11 protein-coding genes are annotated in these 20,770 nt (G+C 49.2%); all 11 read right to left on the bottom strand.

What is annotated here, in order from left to right:
* Nucleotides 1-38: 38 nt before the first annotated feature.
* The 11 genes from EIZ37_RS05870 to EIZ37_RS05820 all read right to left on the bottom strand — a co-directional run bounded on the left by EIZ37_RS05870 (nucleotide 39) and on the right by EIZ37_RS05820 (nucleotide 20,694).
* Complete coding sequence (locus EIZ37_RS05870; RefSeq protein WP_134683650.1) at nucleotides 39-6,494, bottom strand: SdrD B-like domain-containing protein; 6,456 nt, start codon at nucleotides 6,492-6,494, stop codon at nucleotides 39-41.
* 50 nt (nucleotides 6,495-6,544) lie between these two features.
* Complete coding sequence (locus EIZ37_RS05865; RefSeq protein WP_134683649.1) at nucleotides 6,545-7,198, bottom strand: class D sortase; 654 nt, start codon at nucleotides 7,196-7,198, stop codon at nucleotides 6,545-6,547.
* A 157-nt stretch (nucleotides 7,199-7,355) separates the two neighbouring features.
* On the bottom strand, nucleotides 7,356-8,405 hold the full coding sequence (locus tag EIZ37_RS05860) for a fatty acid desaturase family protein (RefSeq protein WP_134683648.1): 1,050 nt from the start codon (nucleotides 8,403-8,405) through the stop codon (nucleotides 7,356-7,358).
* Nucleotides 8,406-8,625: 220 nt separating this feature from the next.
* Nucleotides 8,626-10,002 carry an amino acid permease gene (locus EIZ37_RS05855; protein ID WP_134683647.1) on the bottom strand — a complete coding sequence of 459 codons (1,377 nt, stop codon included), beginning with the start codon at nucleotides 10,000-10,002 and terminating at the stop codon, nucleotides 8,626-8,628.
* A gap of 330 nt (nucleotides 10,003-10,332) precedes the next feature.
* A complete protein-coding gene (treR, locus tag EIZ37_RS05850) occupies nucleotides 10,333-11,049 on the bottom strand; it encodes a trehalose operon repressor (RefSeq protein ID WP_134683646.1) in 717 nt (238 codons plus the stop codon).
* Between the two features lie 14 nt (nucleotides 11,050-11,063).
* Nucleotides 11,064-12,746 (bottom strand): alpha,alpha-phosphotrehalase, encoded by a 1,683-nt coding sequence (gene treC / locus EIZ37_RS05845; RefSeq protein WP_134683645.1) that lies wholly within the window; start codon nucleotides 12,744-12,746, stop codon nucleotides 11,064-11,066.
* Between the two features lie 118 nt (nucleotides 12,747-12,864).
* Nucleotides 12,865-14,292, bottom strand: a complete 1,428-nt coding sequence (treP, locus tag EIZ37_RS05840; protein WP_134683644.1) for a PTS system trehalose-specific EIIBC component — start codon at nucleotides 14,290-14,292, stop codon at nucleotides 12,865-12,867.
* Nucleotides 14,293-14,516: 224 nt separating this feature from the next.
* Nucleotides 14,517-16,454, bottom strand: a complete 1,938-nt coding sequence (locus tag EIZ37_RS05835; RefSeq protein ID WP_134683643.1) for a carbohydrate-binding domain-containing protein — start codon at nucleotides 16,452-16,454, stop codon at nucleotides 14,517-14,519.
* Nucleotides 16,455-16,475: 21 nt separating this feature from the next.
* Complete coding sequence (locus EIZ37_RS05830) at nucleotides 16,476-17,162, bottom strand: DUF4956 domain-containing protein (RefSeq protein ID WP_134683642.1); 687 nt, start codon at nucleotides 17,160-17,162, stop codon at nucleotides 16,476-16,478.
* The gene (locus EIZ37_RS05825; RefSeq protein WP_134683835.1) at nucleotides 17,155-17,910 is read right to left on the bottom strand and encodes a polyphosphate polymerase domain-containing protein; all 756 of its coding nucleotides are present in this window, start codon (nucleotides 17,908-17,910) and stop codon (nucleotides 17,155-17,157) included. The genes EIZ37_RS05830 and EIZ37_RS05825 overlap by 8 nt, the downstream gene beginning before the upstream one ends.
* A gap of 219 nt (nucleotides 17,911-18,129) precedes the next feature.
* The gene (locus tag EIZ37_RS05820) at nucleotides 18,130-20,694 is read right to left on the bottom strand and encodes a sensor domain-containing protein (RefSeq protein WP_134683641.1); all 2,565 of its coding nucleotides are present in this window, start codon (nucleotides 20,692-20,694) and stop codon (nucleotides 18,130-18,132) included.
* Nucleotides 20,695-20,770: the final 76 nt, after the last annotated feature.

Here is a 20,770-nt window from a genome sequence, read left to right as displayed (position 1 = left end):
TATCGGCAAATGAGGGAGTTTTTCTTGTACGTATAGACTTATACTTTTCGACGCTGCAAGTAGAGAACGCCTGCAAAGAGGCACAGAATCACTCCGACAAAAGGTGTGATCGGCATCGTTTCGCCCGTATTCGGAAGTGTTTTTCCGCCCAATTGATTCGCTCCGCCTGCCACGCTGCCGGATTGTCCTGCTTGTACTTGCCCTTTTGGCAGATTTCCAGCATTCGATGCATTCGATTGTGCGTCCTGGTTTTGGTTTTGTGTCGGGTTTATTCCGTTGTTAGATTGATTTTGTCCGGTTTGCGTTGGGTTCACGCCTGCCTGGTTAATAGTGCCGCCTTGTCCCGATACTGGGGATTGTGCACCAGCCGCGTTTCCACTTCCGCTGTTCCCAACAGGGTTTGTCCCACCCGGAGTAGTACCACCTGGTGTTGTTCCACCTGGAGTCGTTCCACCCGGTGTCGTTCCGCCCGGTGTTGTTCCGCCGGAGTTGTTGTTGTTGTTGTTGTTGTTGTTGTTGTTGTTGTCGTTGTTGTTGTTGTCGTTGTCGTCGTTGTCGTTGTCGTCGTTGTCGTCGTTGTCGTCGTTGTCGTCGTTGTCGTCGTTGTCGTCGTTGTCGTCGTTGTCGTCATCGTCGTCATCGTCGTCATCGTCGCCACCGCCGCCGCCACCGCCGCCGCCGCCACCGCCGCCGCCTGATGTTCTCTTCTTAACAACACCAGCATCGAGCGATAGATTTTCTTCCCGAACGGCCAGCTGAACAGGATCTGTCCATCCTTCTTCATCTGCATCGGAGTCGGTCAACGTGTCATTTTTGGCGTACTGTTTGGTAAATGTATACTCTTTCGTCAATTCAAACTTGACGATATAGGTCCCTGCTGTCAGGTTATCGAAAAGGTAGTAGCCTGGTTGGCCATCATGATCGGCCGTCTTGGTTGTACCCAGCAGTTTATTGGATTCGCTGTACAGTTTCACAGTGACTCCATTTAGACCTTCTTCCTGTTTGTCCTGGACGCCGTTTTTGTTTGCATCCACCCATATAAAATTACCCAGCTTGGCTTTTGGATCTTCTGTTGGGTCTACAGGATAGACGCCCGCATCGATCGACAGATTTTCTTCATTCTGTCCAAGGGACACCAGCGAGCTCCATCCTTCTTGACTCGCATCAGAATCCACCAGACGATCTCCCCCTGCCCGGGACACCGTAAATTGGTGCTGCGCAGGCAAAGAGAATTTCACTTGATACGTACCCGCTGCCAGATTTTCAAACAGGTAGTAGCCTGGTTGATTCTGGTGATCGGCTGTCTCCTCTGACGCCAGCAGTTCCCCCGCTTGGGAATATAACTGGACCAAGACACCATTGATTCCGGTTTCCCCTGCGTCTTGTATGCCATTTTTGTTGGCATCCAGCCAGACATAGTTTCCAAGCTTGGCTGTGGAAGGTCCTGGCGCGGTCGGTGGTAATAAGTAAACACCTGCGTCAATCGTGTTGTCCTTCACCCCTGGCAGAAGCGTGATCAGGTTCGTAAAGCCATCAGGGTTGGCATCGGAGTCTTTTTCGACATCCCCCCCTGACAAACCGCTCGTTAGCCCGTAGGTCGCAGGAATCACAAATTTCACATAGTAGTACCCCGCGTCTAGCGGATCAAAAGCATAGTATCCGGGAACACCGCCGAGATCCTTTGTCATCGTTACCGCGAGCCGTTCTTTATTTTGATTGAACAGCTCTACCGTAAAGTTGTTCAGCCCTCTCTCGCCTGCATCCTGAACGCCATTTCGGTTCACATCAAGCCAGATAAAGTCTCCCAGTCCTGCAGGAGGAAGCTTGACGATACCCGCATCGATGGTCAAATTCTGCTCTTCCCAGTTAAGCGTAATTTCATTGGTCATACCGGTTGCATCTGCATTTGAATCGGTGGCCGCCGAACCCGCTCCCTTATTCGTGAACTTGTAAGCGATCGATGGAAGAATAAATTTGACGGTATACTTTCCTGCCTTGAGATGGTCAAACAAATAGTAGCCAGGCTTCCCAGCTTCTTCTGCTGTTTTGGTGGAAGCAATCTGCACCTGGTTTTGGTCGTACAGTTCCACGGTTACATCATTAATGCCTGTTTCGTCTGCATCCTGGATTCCGTTTTCATTGGCATCCAGCCATACATAATTTCCGATCATGGCCTTTCCTGGTGTTAACCCGGCATCGATCGAGTAATTTTTATCACCATCCTGGATCTCGATGATGCCAGACTGGCCTGTCTGCGGATTGGCGTCAGAATCTTTTTCCTGATCGCTTCCTGCCCCCGTCCTCGTAAGTCCTTCATATTGAGGGGGGGCCGTAAACTTGACATAATACTTGCCCGCTTCCAGGTTCGGGAAGAGATAGTAGCCGGGTTTGTTGTCGAAATTATCCCCGGTAAGCGTCTCCGCTTTCAAATTCCCATCTTCTGTGTAAAGCTCGATACGCACGCCATTTACGCCTGTTTCATCGGCATCCTGAATGCCATCTTCATTCAGATCCAGCCATACATAGTCGCCCAGCTCGGCCATGGGATTTTCGGCCAGCTTGATCCCTACTTTATTCGGTTCGGCCGGGAGGAGCGGATCTGTCTCGCCCTCTTTCGTCATGACATAGCCAAAGGAGTTCCACGCTACCTCCCCATTGGTGGGCGCACCAACAGGCGCACGCATAGGCCATTGCATAGTAAACTCATCCGTCGGCTTCAAGACAAACTCATCCGCGAAGGCAAATTTGATCGCGGTTACGCTCGTCAGATCGCTTGGCGGATTGTCATCCCAGTCACCTGTGTCCTCGCCCGTTAACGCATTCATCTTGATGTTCGGCGTAGTCGAGTAGAGTACTTTGACTACCCCTGATGGTGCATTTATTTCCACGGGACCGGTCAAAATCGGACCCCACTGGCTGTTTCGGCTCGAACTGGACACAACACCGGTGTCGCCAATTCTCGGCAATTTGTTCACGATGACCAGATTTTTGGTCTTTACATTGCCGACGTTCGTAATTTGCAGCTTGTATTCTACCTTGCCTCCAGGCGTGGTTTCGCCTTCTTCCGGATACTTGTGCCAGTCGCTGTCAAGCTCTCCTTTTACCCACATGATCGATTGCAGGTCGACACTTGACGTGATGGACACACTGCTGCCGCTCTTAATCGAATAGCCATCTTCCGGAGGGGTGCAATCTGCACACTTCTTGTTTTGAAAATCGATGCTATTCAAGTACTCGTTTTTCGAAGTCAGCTCGATGGCATTCTCGATAGCGGTTGATTCCACACCCGATTTCACCATCGCATCCAGCTCGATCGAGAACGTTTGGTTCACCGGCAGCTTCACATTGAGATCATCCCAGAACCATGTAAGCTTTGTTGTTCCATCGCCCAACTCTTCCTTGAGGAATTGCGGAGCCGGTAAGCCAGCTGTATTCTCTTTGAATCTCCACGCCTTGAATTCCAGGTCTGCCGAAAGTACATCCGTTAGCGTAGGAGCGATCAAGTCATCGCTGCTGTTTTCGTGGTTTTTCACCCGCAACGTATAGGTGATGGTGTCTGTCGGTTTTGCCGACGTTCGGTTTGCTTTCTTTTCGAGTTGAATCAATGGGCGTTTCGCTACAATATCAATAGTCGCAGACTTGCTGATTGGCCCTTTGTCTTTTCCCTCGAACTTGTAAGTGAGTGTCGCGGTATTATTGATCTGCTCAACCTGATCGGATCCTTCTGTAAGCGGAAAATCATCAGGTACCAGATAGGTCAAGGAAAAGTTGCCTGTTTGGATAAAGTTAATCGGCAAGTCAGTCGGGAACCGGAACTGAAGCCCGTGAATATTCTTCCCGGAGAAGTCGTCATCCTTTGTCAGGACCATTGCCGAGCCGGCTGAAACATCTGTCAGCTTACTCCAATCAGATTCGCTCGGATTATTCGTCTCCGTGTACCAGACTTCATACGTATCGATACCCGTAAATGTGGCGGTACGCACTTCTTGCAATGCAAAGTCAATCGGATTGCCACTTGCTGTCGTTTGCGGAGTCATATCCGTAATGACAGCATCCGTGAGCACCTTGTTGGTACGGTTCTCAAAGCCACCGATTGAAAAAGTGACCGTTTGTCCCGGGGAAACCTCATTTTTATACTGGTTCACCCGTTTCCAGATATGAGAATCCGTCCCCTGGTCTTCTCCCCCCTCTACAAATGGAAGGGTAATGGAAGCCGTATCCGTGAGCTCCACTCCGCCGATTGGAACGAACGTCACATCGGCTGTATTGGTTGCTTCTGTTCCTTCAAAGGTTTCCGGATACTTGACCTTAATGCGTACTTTCTTGGTAGCTGTGATGTTATCTCCCAGATCCCAAGTAACTTTTCCCGTTCCGGCATCATAAGTGCCTCCGTTCGAAGCGGAAACAAATTCGGCCCCAACTGGCAAGGTATCCACAATGATGACATCGTTAATGCCCAACTGTCCGTTGCCGGCCGGCGTATTTTCCAGCGTAATCTCGTACTCGACTTCGGAGCCTTTCACCGGATCGGGGATCGGGCGTATCTTTTCTTTTTTCAGATTCCATTTGGCCTCGGCCTTGGATATGACCGTAATTTCGTCGGAATCTTGTTTTGCGGGTGGCTCACCTGGTTTCACGACCGCTTCAAACCAGCAATGAACCTTTGCCTCCGTACCGTTTGGTGTGCGGTAGTTCGGGAATTTGGCTTTTACGGTAATTTCCCCAGTTGAACCGGCAGGCAGTACATTATTTTTGAATGTATACGTAATCGTATGAGTGGCTGGATCGTAGCTGCCTGTGGCGATACTGCTGTCCGTATTGCCGACATACTCCACTTCGTCGGGCAGAGGGAGTATGAGCTTCGGATCTGTGAAATCAGAGTCCAGCTTTGATGCGCTGTAGCTGATCTTGTACGTAAATACTTCGCCAGCTTCTGCTTCTGTTTTATCTGTTTTTAATTGTAAAATGATCAGTTCGTCAGTTGGTTCTGTCGGTGCATCTTCGGTGATTAGGGAAACGGTTACTTCATTTGAGCTCTGAGTTGCTTCTTCGGTGGTTTGAGTGATTTCTTGCGAGTGAAGGGTGGTGTTCTGGGAGTCTTCGGTGCTTTGTGGCTGATCTTCGGTGTCCGCAGCGTCTTCTTGGTTAACCGTCGCGCTGCTGTCTGGAGCGTCCGTGCTGCCGTCCGTGCCATCCGTGTTGCCATCTGAGCCGTCCGTGCTGCCGTCTGAGCCGTCGGTACTGCCATCCGTGCTGCCGTCCGTGCCGTCCGTGCCATCGGTACTGCCGTCCGTGCCATCGGTACTGCCGTCCGTGCCATCGGTACTGCCGTCCGTGCCATCGGTACTGCCGTCCGTGCCATCGGTACTGCCGTCCGTGCCATCGGTACTGCCGTCCGTGCCATCGGTACTGCCGTCCGTGCCATCGGTACTGCCGTCCGTGCCATCGGTACTGCCGTCCGTGCCATCGGTACTGCCGTCCGTGCCATCGGTACTGCCGTCCGTGCCATCGGTACTGCCGTCCGTGCCATCGGTACTGCCGTCCGTGCCATCGGTACTGCCGTCCGTGCCATCGGTACTGCCGTCCGTGCCATCGGTACTGCCGTCCGTGCCATCGGTACTGCCGTCCGTGCCATCGGTACTGCCGTCCGTGCCATCGGTACTGCCGTCCGTGCCATCGGTACTGCCGTCCGTGCCATCGGTACTGCCGTCCGTGCCATCGGTACTGCCGTCCGTGCCATCGGTACTGCCGTCCGTGCCATCGGTACTGCCGTCCGTGCCATCGGTACTGCCGTCCGTGCCATCGGTACTGCCGTCCGTGCCATCGGTACTGCCGTCCGTGCCATCGGTACTGCCGTCCGTGCCATCGGTACTGCCATCCGTGCCATCGGTACTGCCGTCCGTGTCATCGGTACCGCCGTCCGTGCCATCGGTACCCCCGTCCGTGCCATCGGTACCGCCGTCCGAGCCATCGGTACCCCCGTCCGTGCCATCGGTACCCCCGTCCGTGCCATCGGTACCCCCGTCCGTGCCATCGGTACCGCCGTCCGTGCCATCGGTACCCCCGTCGTCCGATGTTTCCGTTACGATCGTTCCCTTAAACGTACTACTTGCTGTAGCAGTTGTAGCAGTCGTAGCATCTTCCGGGAATTTCGCTTGGACAATCAGCTGACCGCTGGTGTTTGCCTCCAAGATTCCGTCAGTGAACGTAAACTCTACCGTACGCGTATCACTGTGGAAGGTAACCTCTGTGTGGCTATCCGACCTAGCGTCCACGTACTCTACCAGCTCAGGGAGCTTCAATGTAATTTGGGAATCGGTGAAGCGCTCTTCCCGAACGGATGAATCATAGCTGATCTGGTATTCAAATATTTCGCCTGGCTTTACTTCCTCTTTATTCACTACCATCTGTAGATGGATGAATTCTTCTGCTGCCAGTGCTGCCATACCGGGCGTTACTGTCTGTACGACAAGTAAGAACACTAGCAGCAGCATGGGTACTCTTCTCAAGAACCTCATAAAAATTCCGTATCCCTCCAATCGTTTTATTGATCGACTAATTGTGCCTTCACAATAAGTCGGTGGGTGGGGTTTCTCGCTGGCTCGCAGGTGATTAACGTCAACTCCGCGCGTTGGTCCGTGTTGGCAAGCACGCTGATTTGGTCAGGGGTGACCAAGAAGGAATCCGTCACGCGATACGTGAAGGTACCGGAATCCGTCTGAATGTCGACCTCATCTCCCAACGTTAGCTCTCCCAAACGGCTGAAGTGCTTCCCATACGTCCAGCTGCGATGGCCCGCTAGCGCAACATTTCCAAGCTGTCCCGGGCTTCGCTCCGGTGTCAGACTGCCAATACCCAGACGCAGCTCTTTATCGCCAACGCCATTGATGATCACTTCTTCCAGTCCAATCTTGTGAATGGAGATGGTCCCCATGATGTCAAACCCGTTTATCTTTTTTGGGGTATGTATCGAGTCTGACGCCTTCGCTGATGCGGGGTAAACGACTTGCGCCTGTTCACTTGGTCTGCTGCTGATGCTTTGCCATTTGCTTAACAAAATCGCTTGCTCTCTTTCCTGCACTGCTCTGTCGTAAAACGGATAGCCAATGAGAGAGAGGCCAGACAGCAAAGAAACCCACATCGCTACGCTTACGATCAATCTACGCCTTTTTTGCTGATGGCTGCTTTCATCTATCACACTCCAATCTCCCTTCCAGCGTTTAGGGCAATGCGGAAAATTGTACCAAAGGAATCTATACGAAATCTGGACAAGCCGTTTGCCTTATATCGACGCCATCCTAATGCAAAAAGGCAATCCCTCTGGCAGGGATTGCCTCTTTCACAACAAACGAGCGCTATTTGTATTCTTTGGGCCGAATGTTCCTAGGATCAAGACCATGTCCCAGTAATCCGTACACTTTCTTCTGATGGGGGTCAATCAATTCCGTGTTTCCCGCGTATACGCGAGGAGTCTTGAAGATTGCTAGAAGAGCCTTTCCAAACGGCAATTCATGATAGCTCTCTGGCCACATCCTCTTTATTTGTTCCTTTACCAACGGATAGTATTTCGAGCTCATGCCGGGAAAAATATGATGCTCCGTATGGTAGGAAAAGTTAAAGTGCAGGAAATCTACCCATTTGGGAACGGTAACGGAAAGCGTGTTCACCAACGGGTCGTTTACATCACCTAACGGGTTTAAATTGTGTTGGGTTGATATATAGCACATCAAGATGAAATTGGTGATGAGCAAAGGAATCAAATAGGCAAACAACCATTTTACGGGTCCCATACATAGCAGCAATCCAATCCAAATGGCCCATGGAATGATGAATTGCATATAGACAAACGGTTGCTTTTTCCTTTTAAAAGCCCCTATGAAGTTAAAAAACATTTTCGTAGAAAAGATCGTAAAGAGAATGAGCAACGAGCAAAAATGGACAATAGAACGGACAACCAAGGGGAGCTTGTACATCTGGTGGAAAATCGGTCTATCTAGCAATTGTTCATAGGTCGCCCAATGATCGGGATCCTTTTCCTCTACTTGCGTATGGATGTGGTGTGTCTGATTATGCCATTTCGTCCAGAGATACGGACCTACGCTTAATGGCATAAAAGCAATAGCGCCGAGCCAGTTGCGAATCCATCGCTTTCTCACGACGGTTCCGTGTAATATCTCGTGCCCCAAGCAGCTCATTCCACTGAAGCAAATGCCAATGACCAAGCTGATCAATCCATTTGCCCACACGGGTAAAGCAAGGATGCCTATGACGACAATGCCCAATGTTGCAACAAGCAGATATAGGAGACCACCCCAAAGCCGTGATGGAGCCGGGGAAAACGCTTCTTTCGGTAAATGTGGGGTTATCCTAGTAGCATACCAACCAAACGTGCGCAGTTCATTCATTGTTAATTTGTTTTCCTCGCTTTTTTATAGAGAATATAAGGAACTTATACCCTCTTTTTTACATCTTTAAACATCCCTGCTCCGCATCTCCAAATAATCAACCATCGGATATGGTATCGTGGCTTCAGCTGCTGAGACAAATACAAAACAGGGACATTGTCTATCCATTGTCCCTGTTCAAGAATACTTTTTTCCTCTCCTATTCAAACGATTTTATGTTTTAGACCCTTCTATTCGAATCGGTTGAAGACCCCTTGCCCACTCCAAAAGCATAAAAGCTCATGACTACGATACCTAAGAAAACGATCCCCGCAATGAGAGAGACTCGCGTTTCATCATTGAACCACATTCCGATCAGTACCATGATCAAAAAGGCGATGGTAACGTAGTTTGACACGGGGGCAAGCGGCATTTTAAAAGGATGGTTCACCAATTCGGCCGCTTTAGCTTTTCTGAAGCGGATTTGGCTGATCAGAATCACAAACCAAGGCACCATGCCGGGAAGCACACTTGCACTGTATACGTACACAAACAGATTTTCTGGCGCGATATAACTCAAGATGACGCCCACAGCCAATCCCACAAGCACACCAATCGTTCCGAGCAATGGGACACCATTATGAGAAAGCTTCGTAAACATTTTCGGCGCTTGCCCGTTTACTCCCAAAGTATAAAGCATGCGCCCGGCGCTATAAATCCCGCTGTTGCAGCCAGACATGGCGGCCGTAATGACGACAAAGTTGATCAACCCCGCCGCCACAGTAATACCAATTTTCGCAAAAGTGGCAACGAACGGGCTGCCGATCGCTTGCAGCTGATCCCATGGATATACCGTCACAATGACAAAGATGGCACCGATGTAGAAGATCAATATCCGCCAAATGATGCTTTGAATCGCACTCGTTAAGGTTTTGCGAGGATCTTTTGCCTCTCCGGCGGTAATCCCAATCAGCTCCACGCCTTGATAGGCTCCAATCACCAATGACAGGGCAAAGAAGAACCCGGTCCAGCCACCGGTAAAGAATCCCCCGTGTTCCCACAGGTTCGATAATCCGATCGCTGCTCCCCCATTGCCGAATCCGAAGAAGATCAGCCCGATCCCGGCGATGATCATCAATACGATGGTCACGATCTTGATCATGGCAAACCAAAACTCAAATTCACCAAATGATTTTACCGAAACCAAGTTCGCTGCACCGAGAATCACCATGGCGATCAATCCCGGTATCCACGCCGGCAAATCGGGAAACCAGTACTTCATATAGGTTCCTACCGCAATAATCTCTGCCATCCCGACGACAACCCACTGAAACCAGTTGCTCCAGGCCGTCAGATAACCCGCTAACGGATGGATGTATTTGTGGCCAAAGGTCGCAAAAGAACCTGCGCTTGGCTCAACATACAGCATCTCTCCCATTGCCCGCATGATGAAAAAGATGAAAATTCCTACAATTGCATAGGCAAGCATGACGGATGGGCCTGTCCATTTGATCGTGCTCGCCGAACCCATGAATAACCCGACTCCAATGGTGCCGCCCAGAGCAATCATTTGAATATGACGCGCTTCCAGGCCTCTCTTCAACTCTTTGTTTTCCACTCTGGTTCTCTTCCTTTCTCGTGCTGCTTTTTCAGCCATTTCTCCGTAATATCTTTTCAGAATTACTTGTATTGTAATATGTTTTTCTAGTAAATACAAATGTATGTCTCAGAAAAACATTTGGTAAATCAATACTTTCTGATTGAGCAAAAATTAAAAATAGGTTACAAATAAACATTTTGGTCGTATCTCTCGTTTCACGGCTGATCCCGGCATTAGAGAAAACTGGCTACGCCAAGTCTTTGGCGGAGCTTAGTTGCTCTTATGTCGATAAGAATTCTATAAATTCTCATCGACCAAAAAAAGAGTAACCACTCCAAATGGTTACTCTTACAGAGGATTTCTGCGGGCAAAGTCAACAAAACGGAATTTGTCCGGCCTGTGTCTCGATTCCGTATATTGAAAGAGCGTCGCATCCTCCAAATATACGTAGTTTTTGATATTGACGACATTATGGAATCCTTCAAGGTCCAGCAAGGCCCGGTCTTCTTCCGTCGGCTCTTCGATGACAATCTCCTTTTTGGCGAAGCTGATCGATAGGTTCAGCTCATGTTCGAGATAATAAAAGATGGAGGATTCACAGATTTCCTTGGTGATATGCGGAACGATCTTCGTGTTCAAATAATCTTTATCCAAGATGATCTTTTCTCCGCCAAATTCACGGATTCTGCTAATTTTCCATACGGTATCCTTGTTCGATAGGTTCAGCTGCTGCCTGATATATTCATCGGGCTTCCACAGTTCCAGCTCATGGACAATGGTGATTGGCTTCTCCCCCATTTTGTCCGCCAGCTCTTTAAAGCTGACCAGACCGGATACGGGGAAATTCAGCTTTGCGCCTTTGATCACAATCGAACCTTTTCCACGCACCTTTTGGATATATCCGTTTTGCGAAAGCAGATTCAGCGCCTTTCTGATCGTCTCTCTGGAAGTATTGTAACGATCCTTCAGTTCATTCTCTGAAGGAAGCAAGGAGTTTGGCTTGATCTCCCCTGTTTCGATTTGCTGGACGATGTCATTATGGATCGTTAAATACTTGTTGGTCATAAGCAGACTCCACTTTATTTTGTAAGATAGAATACGACGGATTCGTACGGGCGCAGGGTAAACTGGCGGAAATTCTCATCGCTGTCCGGATAGTTGGAGAGCAGAATCTCACTGGAAAAGCCGTCTACATCTACCTGGTCGGGGAGCGTAAAGACCGTTGTTTTCTTCCGGAAATTATTCACCACGAGCAGCTTTTCCTTTTCCGTGACTCGTATATAACTAAAAATATCATCATGCTCTGGCAGAATCAATTCATATCGGCCATCCGTAATGATGTCGTAGTCTTTTCGCAGCTGGATCAGTTTTTTGTAATGATAGAAAATCGAATCCTTGTCGGCCAAGGCTTTTTCTGCATTGATCGATGGATAGTTATCCGCCGTTTTGATCCACGGTGTGCCTGCGGTAAATCCGGCGTTTGCAGAAGCGTTCCATTGGACAGGCGTTCGCGAGTTGTCTCTTGATTTTTGCTTCAAGATCTCGAGAATCTCCGCTTCCTGCTTGCCCTGCTGCTTCATGATTTCATACATGTTCAACGATTCCACATCGCGGTAATCCTCGATTTTGTCAAAGTGCGGATTCGTCATGCCGAATTCCTCTCCCTGATACACATAAGGCGTTCCTTGCATCATGTGAATGGTCGTGGCCAGCATCTTGGCGGATTCTTTATGGAATTCACCGTCATCGCCAAAACGGGACACGACACGGGGCTGATCATGGTTGCACCAGAACAGGGCATTCCAGCCGCCGCCCTTGTTCATTTCCACCTGCCACGTCGACAGGATTTTTTTCAATTGCAGAAAATCGAAATCGGCCTTGGCCCACTTTTCTCCATTCGGATAATCGACCTTCAAATGGTGGAAGCTGAACGTCATATCCAATTCTTTTCGGCTTGGCTCTGTATACTTGATGCAATTGTCAATCGTAGTAGATGACATTTCGCCCACTGTCATCATCTCATACCGGGAAAATACCTCTTGGTTCATTTCCTGCAAAAATTCATGGATTCGCGGGCCGTCTGTGTAATATTTGCGTCCGTCTCCCGGAGCGATTGAACCGTCATCACTCAGGAAGCGCTGATCCTTCGAAATCAGGTTGATGACATCCAGCCGGAAACCGTCTACACCTTTATCCAGCCAGTACTTCATCATGTCGTATACTGCTCTTCGCACTTGCTCGTTTTCCCAGTTCAAGTCTGCTTGGGTGAGATCAAACAGGTGCAAGTAATACTGTCCGGTTTTTTCATCAAACGCCCATGCCGATCCCCCGAATTTCGACTGCCAATTTGTCGGTTCCTCGCCATCCTGCCCGTCTTTCCAAATATAGAAATCACGGTACGGATTGTCCTTGGAGGACTGGGACTGCTTGAACCACTCGTGTTCGGTTGACGTGTGATTCACGACGATGTCCATGATGATTTTCAAATCCCGATCATGCGCTTCCTCGAGAAGGCGCTCAAAGTCCTCCATGGTTCCGTATTCTTCATAGATCTTGTAATAGTCGCTGATATCATAGCCATTATCTTTTTGCGGGGATTCATAGATGGGTGTCAGCCACAGCACATCTACCCCCAATTCCTTGAGATAATCCAACTTCTCGATGATCCCCTGGAGATCGCCGACCCCATTGCCGGTCGTATCATAGAAGCTCTTCGGATATATTTGATAAACAGTCGATTTCTTCCACCATGGTTGTGCCATGTCCCCACCATCTTTCTTGTGATTGTTCTCCACAGAACGTTGCGTGTTTCTTTTAACAGGAAAAGGAGACATAGCCTATGTCCCCCTTGCCTTTTATCCCGCTTTTCGTTCCCATGCCCTATTTTCTTTTCAGTGAGAGATTCCCCACGTTTGCTTTTGCAAAGGCGAAGGTCAAAATCATCGGCACGACGATCGCAACCAGCATCGAGATCGCGAACATGCCCATATGCTGCGGTTGGATGGATAAGATGCCAGGCAATCCGCCTACCCCGATCGAGTTGGCCATCACATCGCTGCCTACGGAAACGATGGCTGCTGCCATGGAGCCAATCATCGCTGCCAGGAACGGATAGCCGTATTTCAAATTGATCCCGAACATCGCGGGCTCGGTTACACCCAGGTAGCAAGAGATGGTAGCCGGAATGGAAATCTGCTTTTCCTCTTCATTTTTGCGGTTGATGTAGATCATCGCAAGTACGGCAGACCCTTGTGCGATATTGGACAAGGCGATCATCGGCCACAGGTTGGTGCCGCCGAGCTCGCTCATCAGCTGCAGGTCGATCGCGTTAGTCATATGGTGCAAGCCTGTGATGACCAGCGGTGCGTAGGCAAAGCCAAATACCGCTGCAAACAGCCAGCCAAACGAGGATGTCAAACCGGAATGCACGACATGAGAGATGAAGGAACCGATTTGCCAGCCGAGTGGGCCGAGAATGGTGTGCGCGATCAATACGGTTGGAACCAATGCCAGGAATGGCACGACGATCATGGAAATGGCATTCGGAACGATTTTACGCAATCTCAGCTCCAGGAAGGACAGCAAGAGACCTGCCAGGATCGCTGGAATCACCTGTGCCTGGTAACCGATCATCTGCACCTGTGCGAAGCCAAAATCCCAGAATGGAATCTCTTTCGCATTAGCTACGGCATAAGCGTTCAACAGCTGCGGAGACACCAGGGTGATCCCGAGCACGATCCCGAGGATTTGAGTTGCCCCCATCTTTCTCGCAACCGCCCATGTAATCCCGACCGGCAGGAAGTGGAAGATCGCTTCCCCGATCAACCAGAGGAAGGAATGCACGCCTTTCCAAAATTGAGAGACTTCAATGATGGTCTTCGTACCGTCCTCTAGCAGTTTAATATCGCCAATGATATTTCGGAAGCCGAGAATCAAACCCCCGACCACGATCGCTGGAATCAGCGGTGTGAAAATGTCCGCCAGGTGGGCCATGATTCGCTGCAGGACGTTCATGTTCTGCTTCGCAGCCTCTTTTGCCTCTTCCTTCGAGGTGTCACTCACACCTGCGATTTTCACAAATTCATTGTAGAACGTAGAGACTTCATTACCGATGATGACCTGGAACTGACCCGCTTGTGTAAAGGTTCCCTTTACCAATTTCAGCGCTTTAATTTTTTCTACGTCCGCTTTTCCGGGATCTTTCAATACAAAACGCATTCTCGTTGCGCAATGGGTAACGACGGTGATGTTTTCACTGCTGCCAATGTACTTGAGTAAGTCTTGGGCAGTTTCTGTGTACTTGCTCATGTTTCTCCCCCTCTATGACGAGATATCTATTTTGCTAGATGAAAGATGATTACGCTTTCAAACAACTTGTATATACATGTTTGTTTGCGTTTTCATCTTAACTTGTATATACATGTATGTCAATATGGGATTTTAAACCGTTTACAAACTTTCATATGTAGTTAAAAAGATAGGGCACCCTTCTTAACAAGAGTGCCCTACGATTCTTTCTTCCAATCAGCTATTTATTTTCCCGGAAACGGACGTCCGTTCGGTGGCCCTCCGTGACCGCTTCTCGCCGTGGTAACACCGGACTCATTCACCCACGTGACATTGCTCGAAGTCGTAAATTCTACTACCTTTGTGCCTCCCTCATAGGTACCGCCGTCATAGAGGCCATCTACCGGGCTGCCGTTTGCCGCACCGCCGGAATAAAGTGTGTAAGTCGCATCCTTTTTCAGTTCAGGTAAGCTGATTACGACTGTTTCATAATCCTTCGCAGGTGCAAAAGTAGCGATCGTTTTGCCCGTGCTGTCTTGCAAGTGAACCAAGGTTCCCGCCTTTTGTGTTTCCGGATACGTCATGACAATCGCGTTTTGTGCGGATTCCTCGGACGGTCCTTGCGCCATGCCGGCACTGCCTGCAGCAATCAGAGTGCCTCCGCTCATTTGGAAGGTGCTGTCGTAGTCCAACGCGCCGTTGCCGTTTGAAGTCGGCCCACTGACGATGACGGTACCACCGGACATCGCAATCGAGCCGTTCGCATCCAAACCGTCACCCTCAGAATCAACCGTTATATGTCCGCCCGTGATCGTCAGCTTGCGGTTGCCGCTGTCAGCGGTAGAAAACTGATTTTGCCCCGGTCGTCCATTGATGGAGGAGCCGTCATTGCCTCCCCCTACATTGATGCCGTCGTCGCTGGCCGTTACGTGAATCTCCCCATTCGCCAGCGTGATATTTGCACTTTCAATGCCTTCATAGCTCTTTGAGATATCGATGGTGCCGCCTGCAACCGTAATGGCCGTATCCGCGTGAATGCCATCGTCTCCGGAAATGATCGCAAACTGTCCGCCATTGATCGTAATGCCATGGTTACTGTGGACGGAATCATCCGCGGAATCGATCTGGAAGGTTCCGTTGTTGACGATCAGATTCCCTGCTGCTTTTATGCCTTTCGCGCTTTTCGTATCCGTTTCGCTGGACTCCGCAGTGGATGGTGCCGCTGCCATTTCCCCTGGTCTGCCCCGGTCGTCCGTTCGTTTGACCTCGCCGTTTTGACTGCCGCCACCGGATACAATCGTATAGGTCCCCCCGTCAATCAGCACTGATTGCGAGGCTTGGATGCCATCGCTGCCTGATGTGATGGTATAGGTCCCCGCTTCAAGCGCTACATATCCTTTTTCGGTATCCGTATCGTATGTTGTTTTGATACCGTCTCCTCCGGCCTCCACCGTAATCGTACCGTCTTTTACCGCAACCAGATCCCGTCCCATGATCGCATCATCGATGGCATGCACTTCGTATGTTCCGCCCATGATTTTCAAATCATCTTTACTCGTAATCCCGTTGTTGTAATTCCCGCGTACGATGAGCTTTCCGGTTCCGTTAAAGGTCAGATCATTGTCACTGTAGATGGCCGCGTTTGGTACATCGGTCGAGGCATCAGACTTCGCATACGTTTTTCCATCCGAGATGATGTTCTCCGTTCCTTCCGGCAAGGAAATGATCGTTTTTCCTGCCTGCTTTACGTAAATCGGCGAGCTGTCGCTGTTTTGGATGTTCACTCCGTTTAACACTAGGCGGACCACGCCCTTATCCGGCACATCCACCACAATCTGTCCGTCCGCAAGCGACCCGCTCACGACATAGGTCCCTGCTTTTTGAATCGTAACGGAGCCCTCCTTCGCTTCCGCCCCTGAGCCTTGGACGCTCGCTGTATTGCCGTTCAATTGAATCTGGTTAGCCGAATCCGTGTTAAAGTCCGTATAGCTGTCGTTATCCTCAACTTTCACGATTTGACTGATTTTCGTAATCGTATCATCTACAGGCGTCGAGCTGGACTCGGTCGTGGCTGCTGCCGTAGTCGACGAGGTGTTTGCCTGTAAGGCCGTCGCGCTGCTGCATGCCGTCAAGACGGACATGCTCAAGAGGAATACCACCAATTTATTTGCATGCTTATTCATGTTCATCTCTCCTTTTCTTTCTTAGATATAGTCTGTTGCAGTCGGACTCATCGTCAACGAGATATCCAGGTTGCCATTTCGGCATCGGATCGCATCGAGGAATTCTTTTTGGTTGATAGAGCGGTCCATCGTGACGGTATAGACGACTTCATAAAGACTTCCCAGCTCGGTAGTTTTCACTTTTTTCAGCTCGTGACCTATCTGGAATCGGGCAAACACTTCTTCAAAAGCTTCCTCGTAGCCGAGATCCTCGGGAACCGTCACTTTCAGGATTTTTTGCGTTGCTTTTTTGGCGCCAAAATTGGTTGCCTTCAGGATAAACATCAGCAAGCAAAGCGCTGCGGTGAACAACACCCCGTACCCGAATGCCCCGACCCCGCAGGCTAGTCCGGCTGCCATGGTGAACAGGACGAACGCGATATCTTTTGGATCCCCGGCGGCGCTTCTGAAGCGGATGATCGAAAATGCACCGGCAAGGCTGAAAGCTCGGGCGATGTTGTTGCCGATCAGCAGCACGATGATGGCTACGATGGCAGGCAGCAAGATCGTGGTGAGCATGAAGTTTTGCGTGTATCCATGCGCATTGCTCGTTTTCATATAAGTGAAACTGATGATGGCTCCTAATCCGACGGAGACAGCGATGGTCAAAAGCGCCTGGGCCATCGTCAGATCGGTATTGGTAACGGTGGTTAGCAATGATTCAAGCATATTTGATACTCTCCCTTACTGTTTGTTGGTTGTGGTTGTGGCTTCTCATCATTTTTTTGTATTCATTGCCATACTTGGAGAAGCTGGTGCGAAACATGTGATGCTCGGACAGCAGTCGGACAAGCCACATGGGGATGGTGTTTTCGGCTTTGACCTCCATCAGCCATCGTCCCTGCTCCAGCAGCGGTTCGCCGTGGTCGCCGAGCTCGAGCCTGAGATCATAGCGCCGGGAGCGGATGTTGGTGTCAAAAGTGATGCGCAAATCCCGGTTCCCTTTGCAAAAGAGCGCTTTTCTCTCATACGCCAGGTATACCTTCGGCTCCAGGTCATAGCGCTGCAGGAAGTAGTCGATTTCCTGCTTGACCTGTTTGTTCATGAAGTCCTGCGTGGCTGGTTGTATGCCTTTGCTGACATAGTCGTAAGCTTCCTGCAGGTGAATCGCTGTTCTTCTTTTGTTAACCAGGCCGAATACCTTTTTCTTGAGCTCCAGGTATACCTTTGCATCATGCTTGGGGACGCCATAGGCCCTTAGCCGGAGCTTTTCCTTGTACTTCGGCTTTGCAATGCTTGTTCTGATCAAGGTATCGTGCGGCGTGTCGAAATAGATGTTGCTGATGGAGTAGAATCCGTGCTGTTTGTTGTATTCATCAGGTTCCATATATGCAAGCAGTCGGTTGTAGAACGCGTAAAATGCCTGATCATCCAGCAAGTATTTGTTTTCATAACGGTTGAACACTTCAATCGCCATTTGGTGCAGCTCCTTTCCCGTATTGTCATGTTTCCGTCGTTCCATGCTCCTATCTTAGGGGAGAAACCTTAAATGAAGCTTAAAGGTTTTGACATTGTCTTCATGTTTGAAGAGAGTGAGTTTAATGTAAACACAAATGAAAAAAGAAGCGCCATTGGACATTGTGTTGTCCGTTGACGCTTCTTTCAGCATGGAACGATCTAATCGTTGAACTCATTTTTACGCCTTATTACCGCCTGAAAGACGATTCTCTTTCAACATGTGATACATCTTTTCAACTGGGAGAGGCGGGCTGAAGTAATAGCCCTGAACTTCATTGCATCCTTTGCTCCGTAAAAAATCCAGCTGCTCCTTAGTTTCCACCCCTTCCGCAATCACACTCATGTTCAACTGATTGGCAAGAGTGATGATGGCTGTCACGATTGCGGAATCCTCCTCATTTTGGGGAAGCAATTGAATAAAGGAACGGTCAATTTTAATGGTATTTGCTCTGAATTGCTTCAGGTACGTTAAGGAAGCATATCCCGTCCCAAAATCGTCAATGGATACTTTTACTCCGATCCGTTGCAGTTCGCCAACGGTTTCTTGGATGAGAAACTCATGTCTGCTGAGTACGCTTTCTGTGATTTCCAATTCCAGACAGCCGGGATCGAGTTTCAATTCATCCAGCGTAGCTTTCACATAAGCGGCTATGTCCTGTTTGATAAATTGTTTGACAGATACGTTGACAGCCACTCTCATCTCAATGTTTGATTCGTCTTTCCATTCCTTTACCTGCTGGCATGCCCTGCGAAGTACCCAAGCGCCCAGCTCGATAATAAAGCCGCTTTCTTCTGCAAGTGGAATAAAGGTAGCCGGGCTGATCACCCCTTTTTCCGGATGGATCCAGCGAACCAACGCTTCCAAACCGGTGATTGCCCCCGTCCTGATGTCATATTTAGGCTGGTAATAAAGCTGAAACTGCTCCTGTTCCAACGCTTTTCGAAACTCTCCTTGCAGCATATACAGTTCGTATGCCTTCTCATTCATCGCGGGGTCGTAAATCCTGCTACCGTTTCCTCCCGCATCTTTTACCGAATACATCGCCACATCCGCATTTTTCATCAAAGCTTCAATTGTGCTTCCATGCTCTCCATACATGCTGATTCCGATGCTTGCGGTCACATGGAAGTCACGGTCCATAATGAATATTGGCTTTTCGATCGACGTGAGTATGTGTTCTGCCACTTCGCGTACCATTTGCCGGTCTGTTACGTTTCTGATCAAAATTACAAACTCATCTCCACCCATCCGTGCAACTACGTTCGCTTCCCCGATTGTTTTTTGGATTCTGCCGGCTATTTCCTGAATCAGTATATCCCCAAAATCGTGACCGAACGTATCGTTGAGCGTCTTAAAGTGATCCAAGTCCAAAAACATGACGGCCAGCTCATTTGTTTCCTGGATCCACTGTTCAAAGAGCTCTTTCAAATAGCGCAGATTGGGCAGGTTTGTCAGTACATCGTGATTCGCGAGATACTGAATTTCCTGTATGTGTTGAGTTCGATCCATCGCAAGACCCGTTACGTAAGCAAACACTCTCAGCATGCTAATTTCAATGTCGTCGGGTTCGCGGGAATCGTGATAATAGACGGCAAAAGTGCCAAGCAGAGACCCACTCGCGGAAAGAACAGGCACCGACCAACAAGATCGCATTCCATGCCTGAGGGCGATCTCGCTCCACTCTGCCCAAGCGGGGTTCGTTTCGATATCCGATACGATCGTCAATTCTTTGACATATGCCGCATGCCCACAAGAAGCGAGATCCGGCCCCACTGGGAATTTATCAATCTTTTCGACAAATTCGGGATTCAATCCGGGTCCATAGCCAAAACGCAGCCAATTTTGCTCTTTCTCATAGAACATGATGGAGCAAACCCCTTGCGACAGCTTCTCCACAATCTCGATAATGTGATTGATTACCTCCTCCAAAGTGTCCCCAGACGCGATTTTTGCAAGAATAAACGTTTCCTTTTCCCGCAGTACCTCTAGTCTTTTCGTTTCCGTTACATCTTGGGCAACACCATGAATTCCGATCACTTTGCCATTCAGAGTTGCTGGAATCGTGGTAAGTTGTATATCCCGTACTTGTCCATCTTTACGAACAAGTTGGGTTATCTGTGCTTTCCGCTGTCCTTTTAGCACTTGCTCAAAGCGCTCGAGAACGGCGGGAAGCTTGTCGGGAGCAATCAGCTTTTGGAAATCGGTTTGCAACAATTCTTCCCTGCTGTAGCCGCTGATCCTCTGTGCCTCTTTGTTGATGTCCAAAAAATTCCCTTCTTTATCAAGGGAGTAAACGCCTTCCGGATGATCCGAAAAGATAGATTTGTAGATTTGTTCGCTTTTTCTTATTTCCGTAATATCCCGTCCGATCACAACAAGGGCATCTGGCTCCCCATTCGAATCATAGATTGGAACCTTGACTACATTGAAAACATGTTCTTCCCCATCAATGATTACATACTCTTCGGCTTGAATCTGATCGCCCGTTACCCATGCCAGGCGATCAGACTCTATAAAGTAGGGTACATATATTTCAAAATGCGGGTATATTTCCCCTAATTGCAATTCTGTCTTTCCCCGATACACCTCTTCGTCAATCTGAAAGATTTCAAGCGTTCTTTTATTTGCCTCCACCCAACGGCCTTGAGCATCCTTGAGGACGATAATATCAGGGCTCGCATTGAGAATCGTTTGGAAGTGTACATTTTGTCTTTCCACCGGCTTCAACCCGTTTCTTTGCATTTCACAACCGCCTATCGCTCAAGCATAAATACCCATAGCTTTCCATTTTCAATCATTTTTTGTATAAGTCCAATCT

It is taken from the genome of Brevibacillus migulae (assembly GCF_004521915.1).
In the GTDB taxonomy this organism is placed as follows: Bacteria; Bacillota; Bacilli; order Brevibacillales; family Brevibacillaceae; genus Brevibacillus_F; species Brevibacillus_F migulae.
This window is presented reverse-complemented; position numbering and strand designations above follow the sequence as displayed.

Coding starts and splice junctions, on each gene's coding strand:
- EIZ37_RS05870 (WP_134683650.1), bottom strand. CDS start 6,494: ATGCTGCTGCTAGTGTTCTTACTTGTCGTACAGACAGTAACGCCCGGT.
- EIZ37_RS05860 (WP_134683648.1), bottom strand. CDS start 8,405: ATGAATGAACTGCGCACGTTTGGTTGGTATGCTACTAGGATAACCCCA.
- treR (WP_134683646.1), bottom strand. CDS start 11,049: ATGACCAACAAGTATTTAACGATCCATAATGACATCGTCCAGCAAATC.
- treC (WP_134683645.1), bottom strand. CDS start 12,746: ATGGCACAACCATGGTGGAAGAAATCGACTGTTTATCAAATATATCCG.
- treP (WP_134683644.1), bottom strand. CDS start 14,292: ATGAGCAAGTACACAGAAACTGCCCAAGACTTACTCAAGTACATTGGC.
- EIZ37_RS05835 (WP_134683643.1), bottom strand. CDS start 16,454: ATGAATAAGCATGCAAATAAATTGGTGGTATTCCTCTTGAGCATGTCC.
- EIZ37_RS05830 (WP_134683642.1), bottom strand. CDS start 17,162: ATGCTTGAATCATTGCTAACCACCGTTACCAATACCGATCTGACGATG.
- EIZ37_RS05825 (WP_134683835.1), bottom strand. CDS start 17,910: ATGGCGATTGAAGTGTTCAACCGTTATGAAAACAAATACTTGCTGGAT.
- EIZ37_RS05820 (WP_134683641.1), bottom strand. CDS start 20,694: ATGCAAAGAAACGGGTTGAAGCCGGTGGAAAGACAAAATGTACACTTC.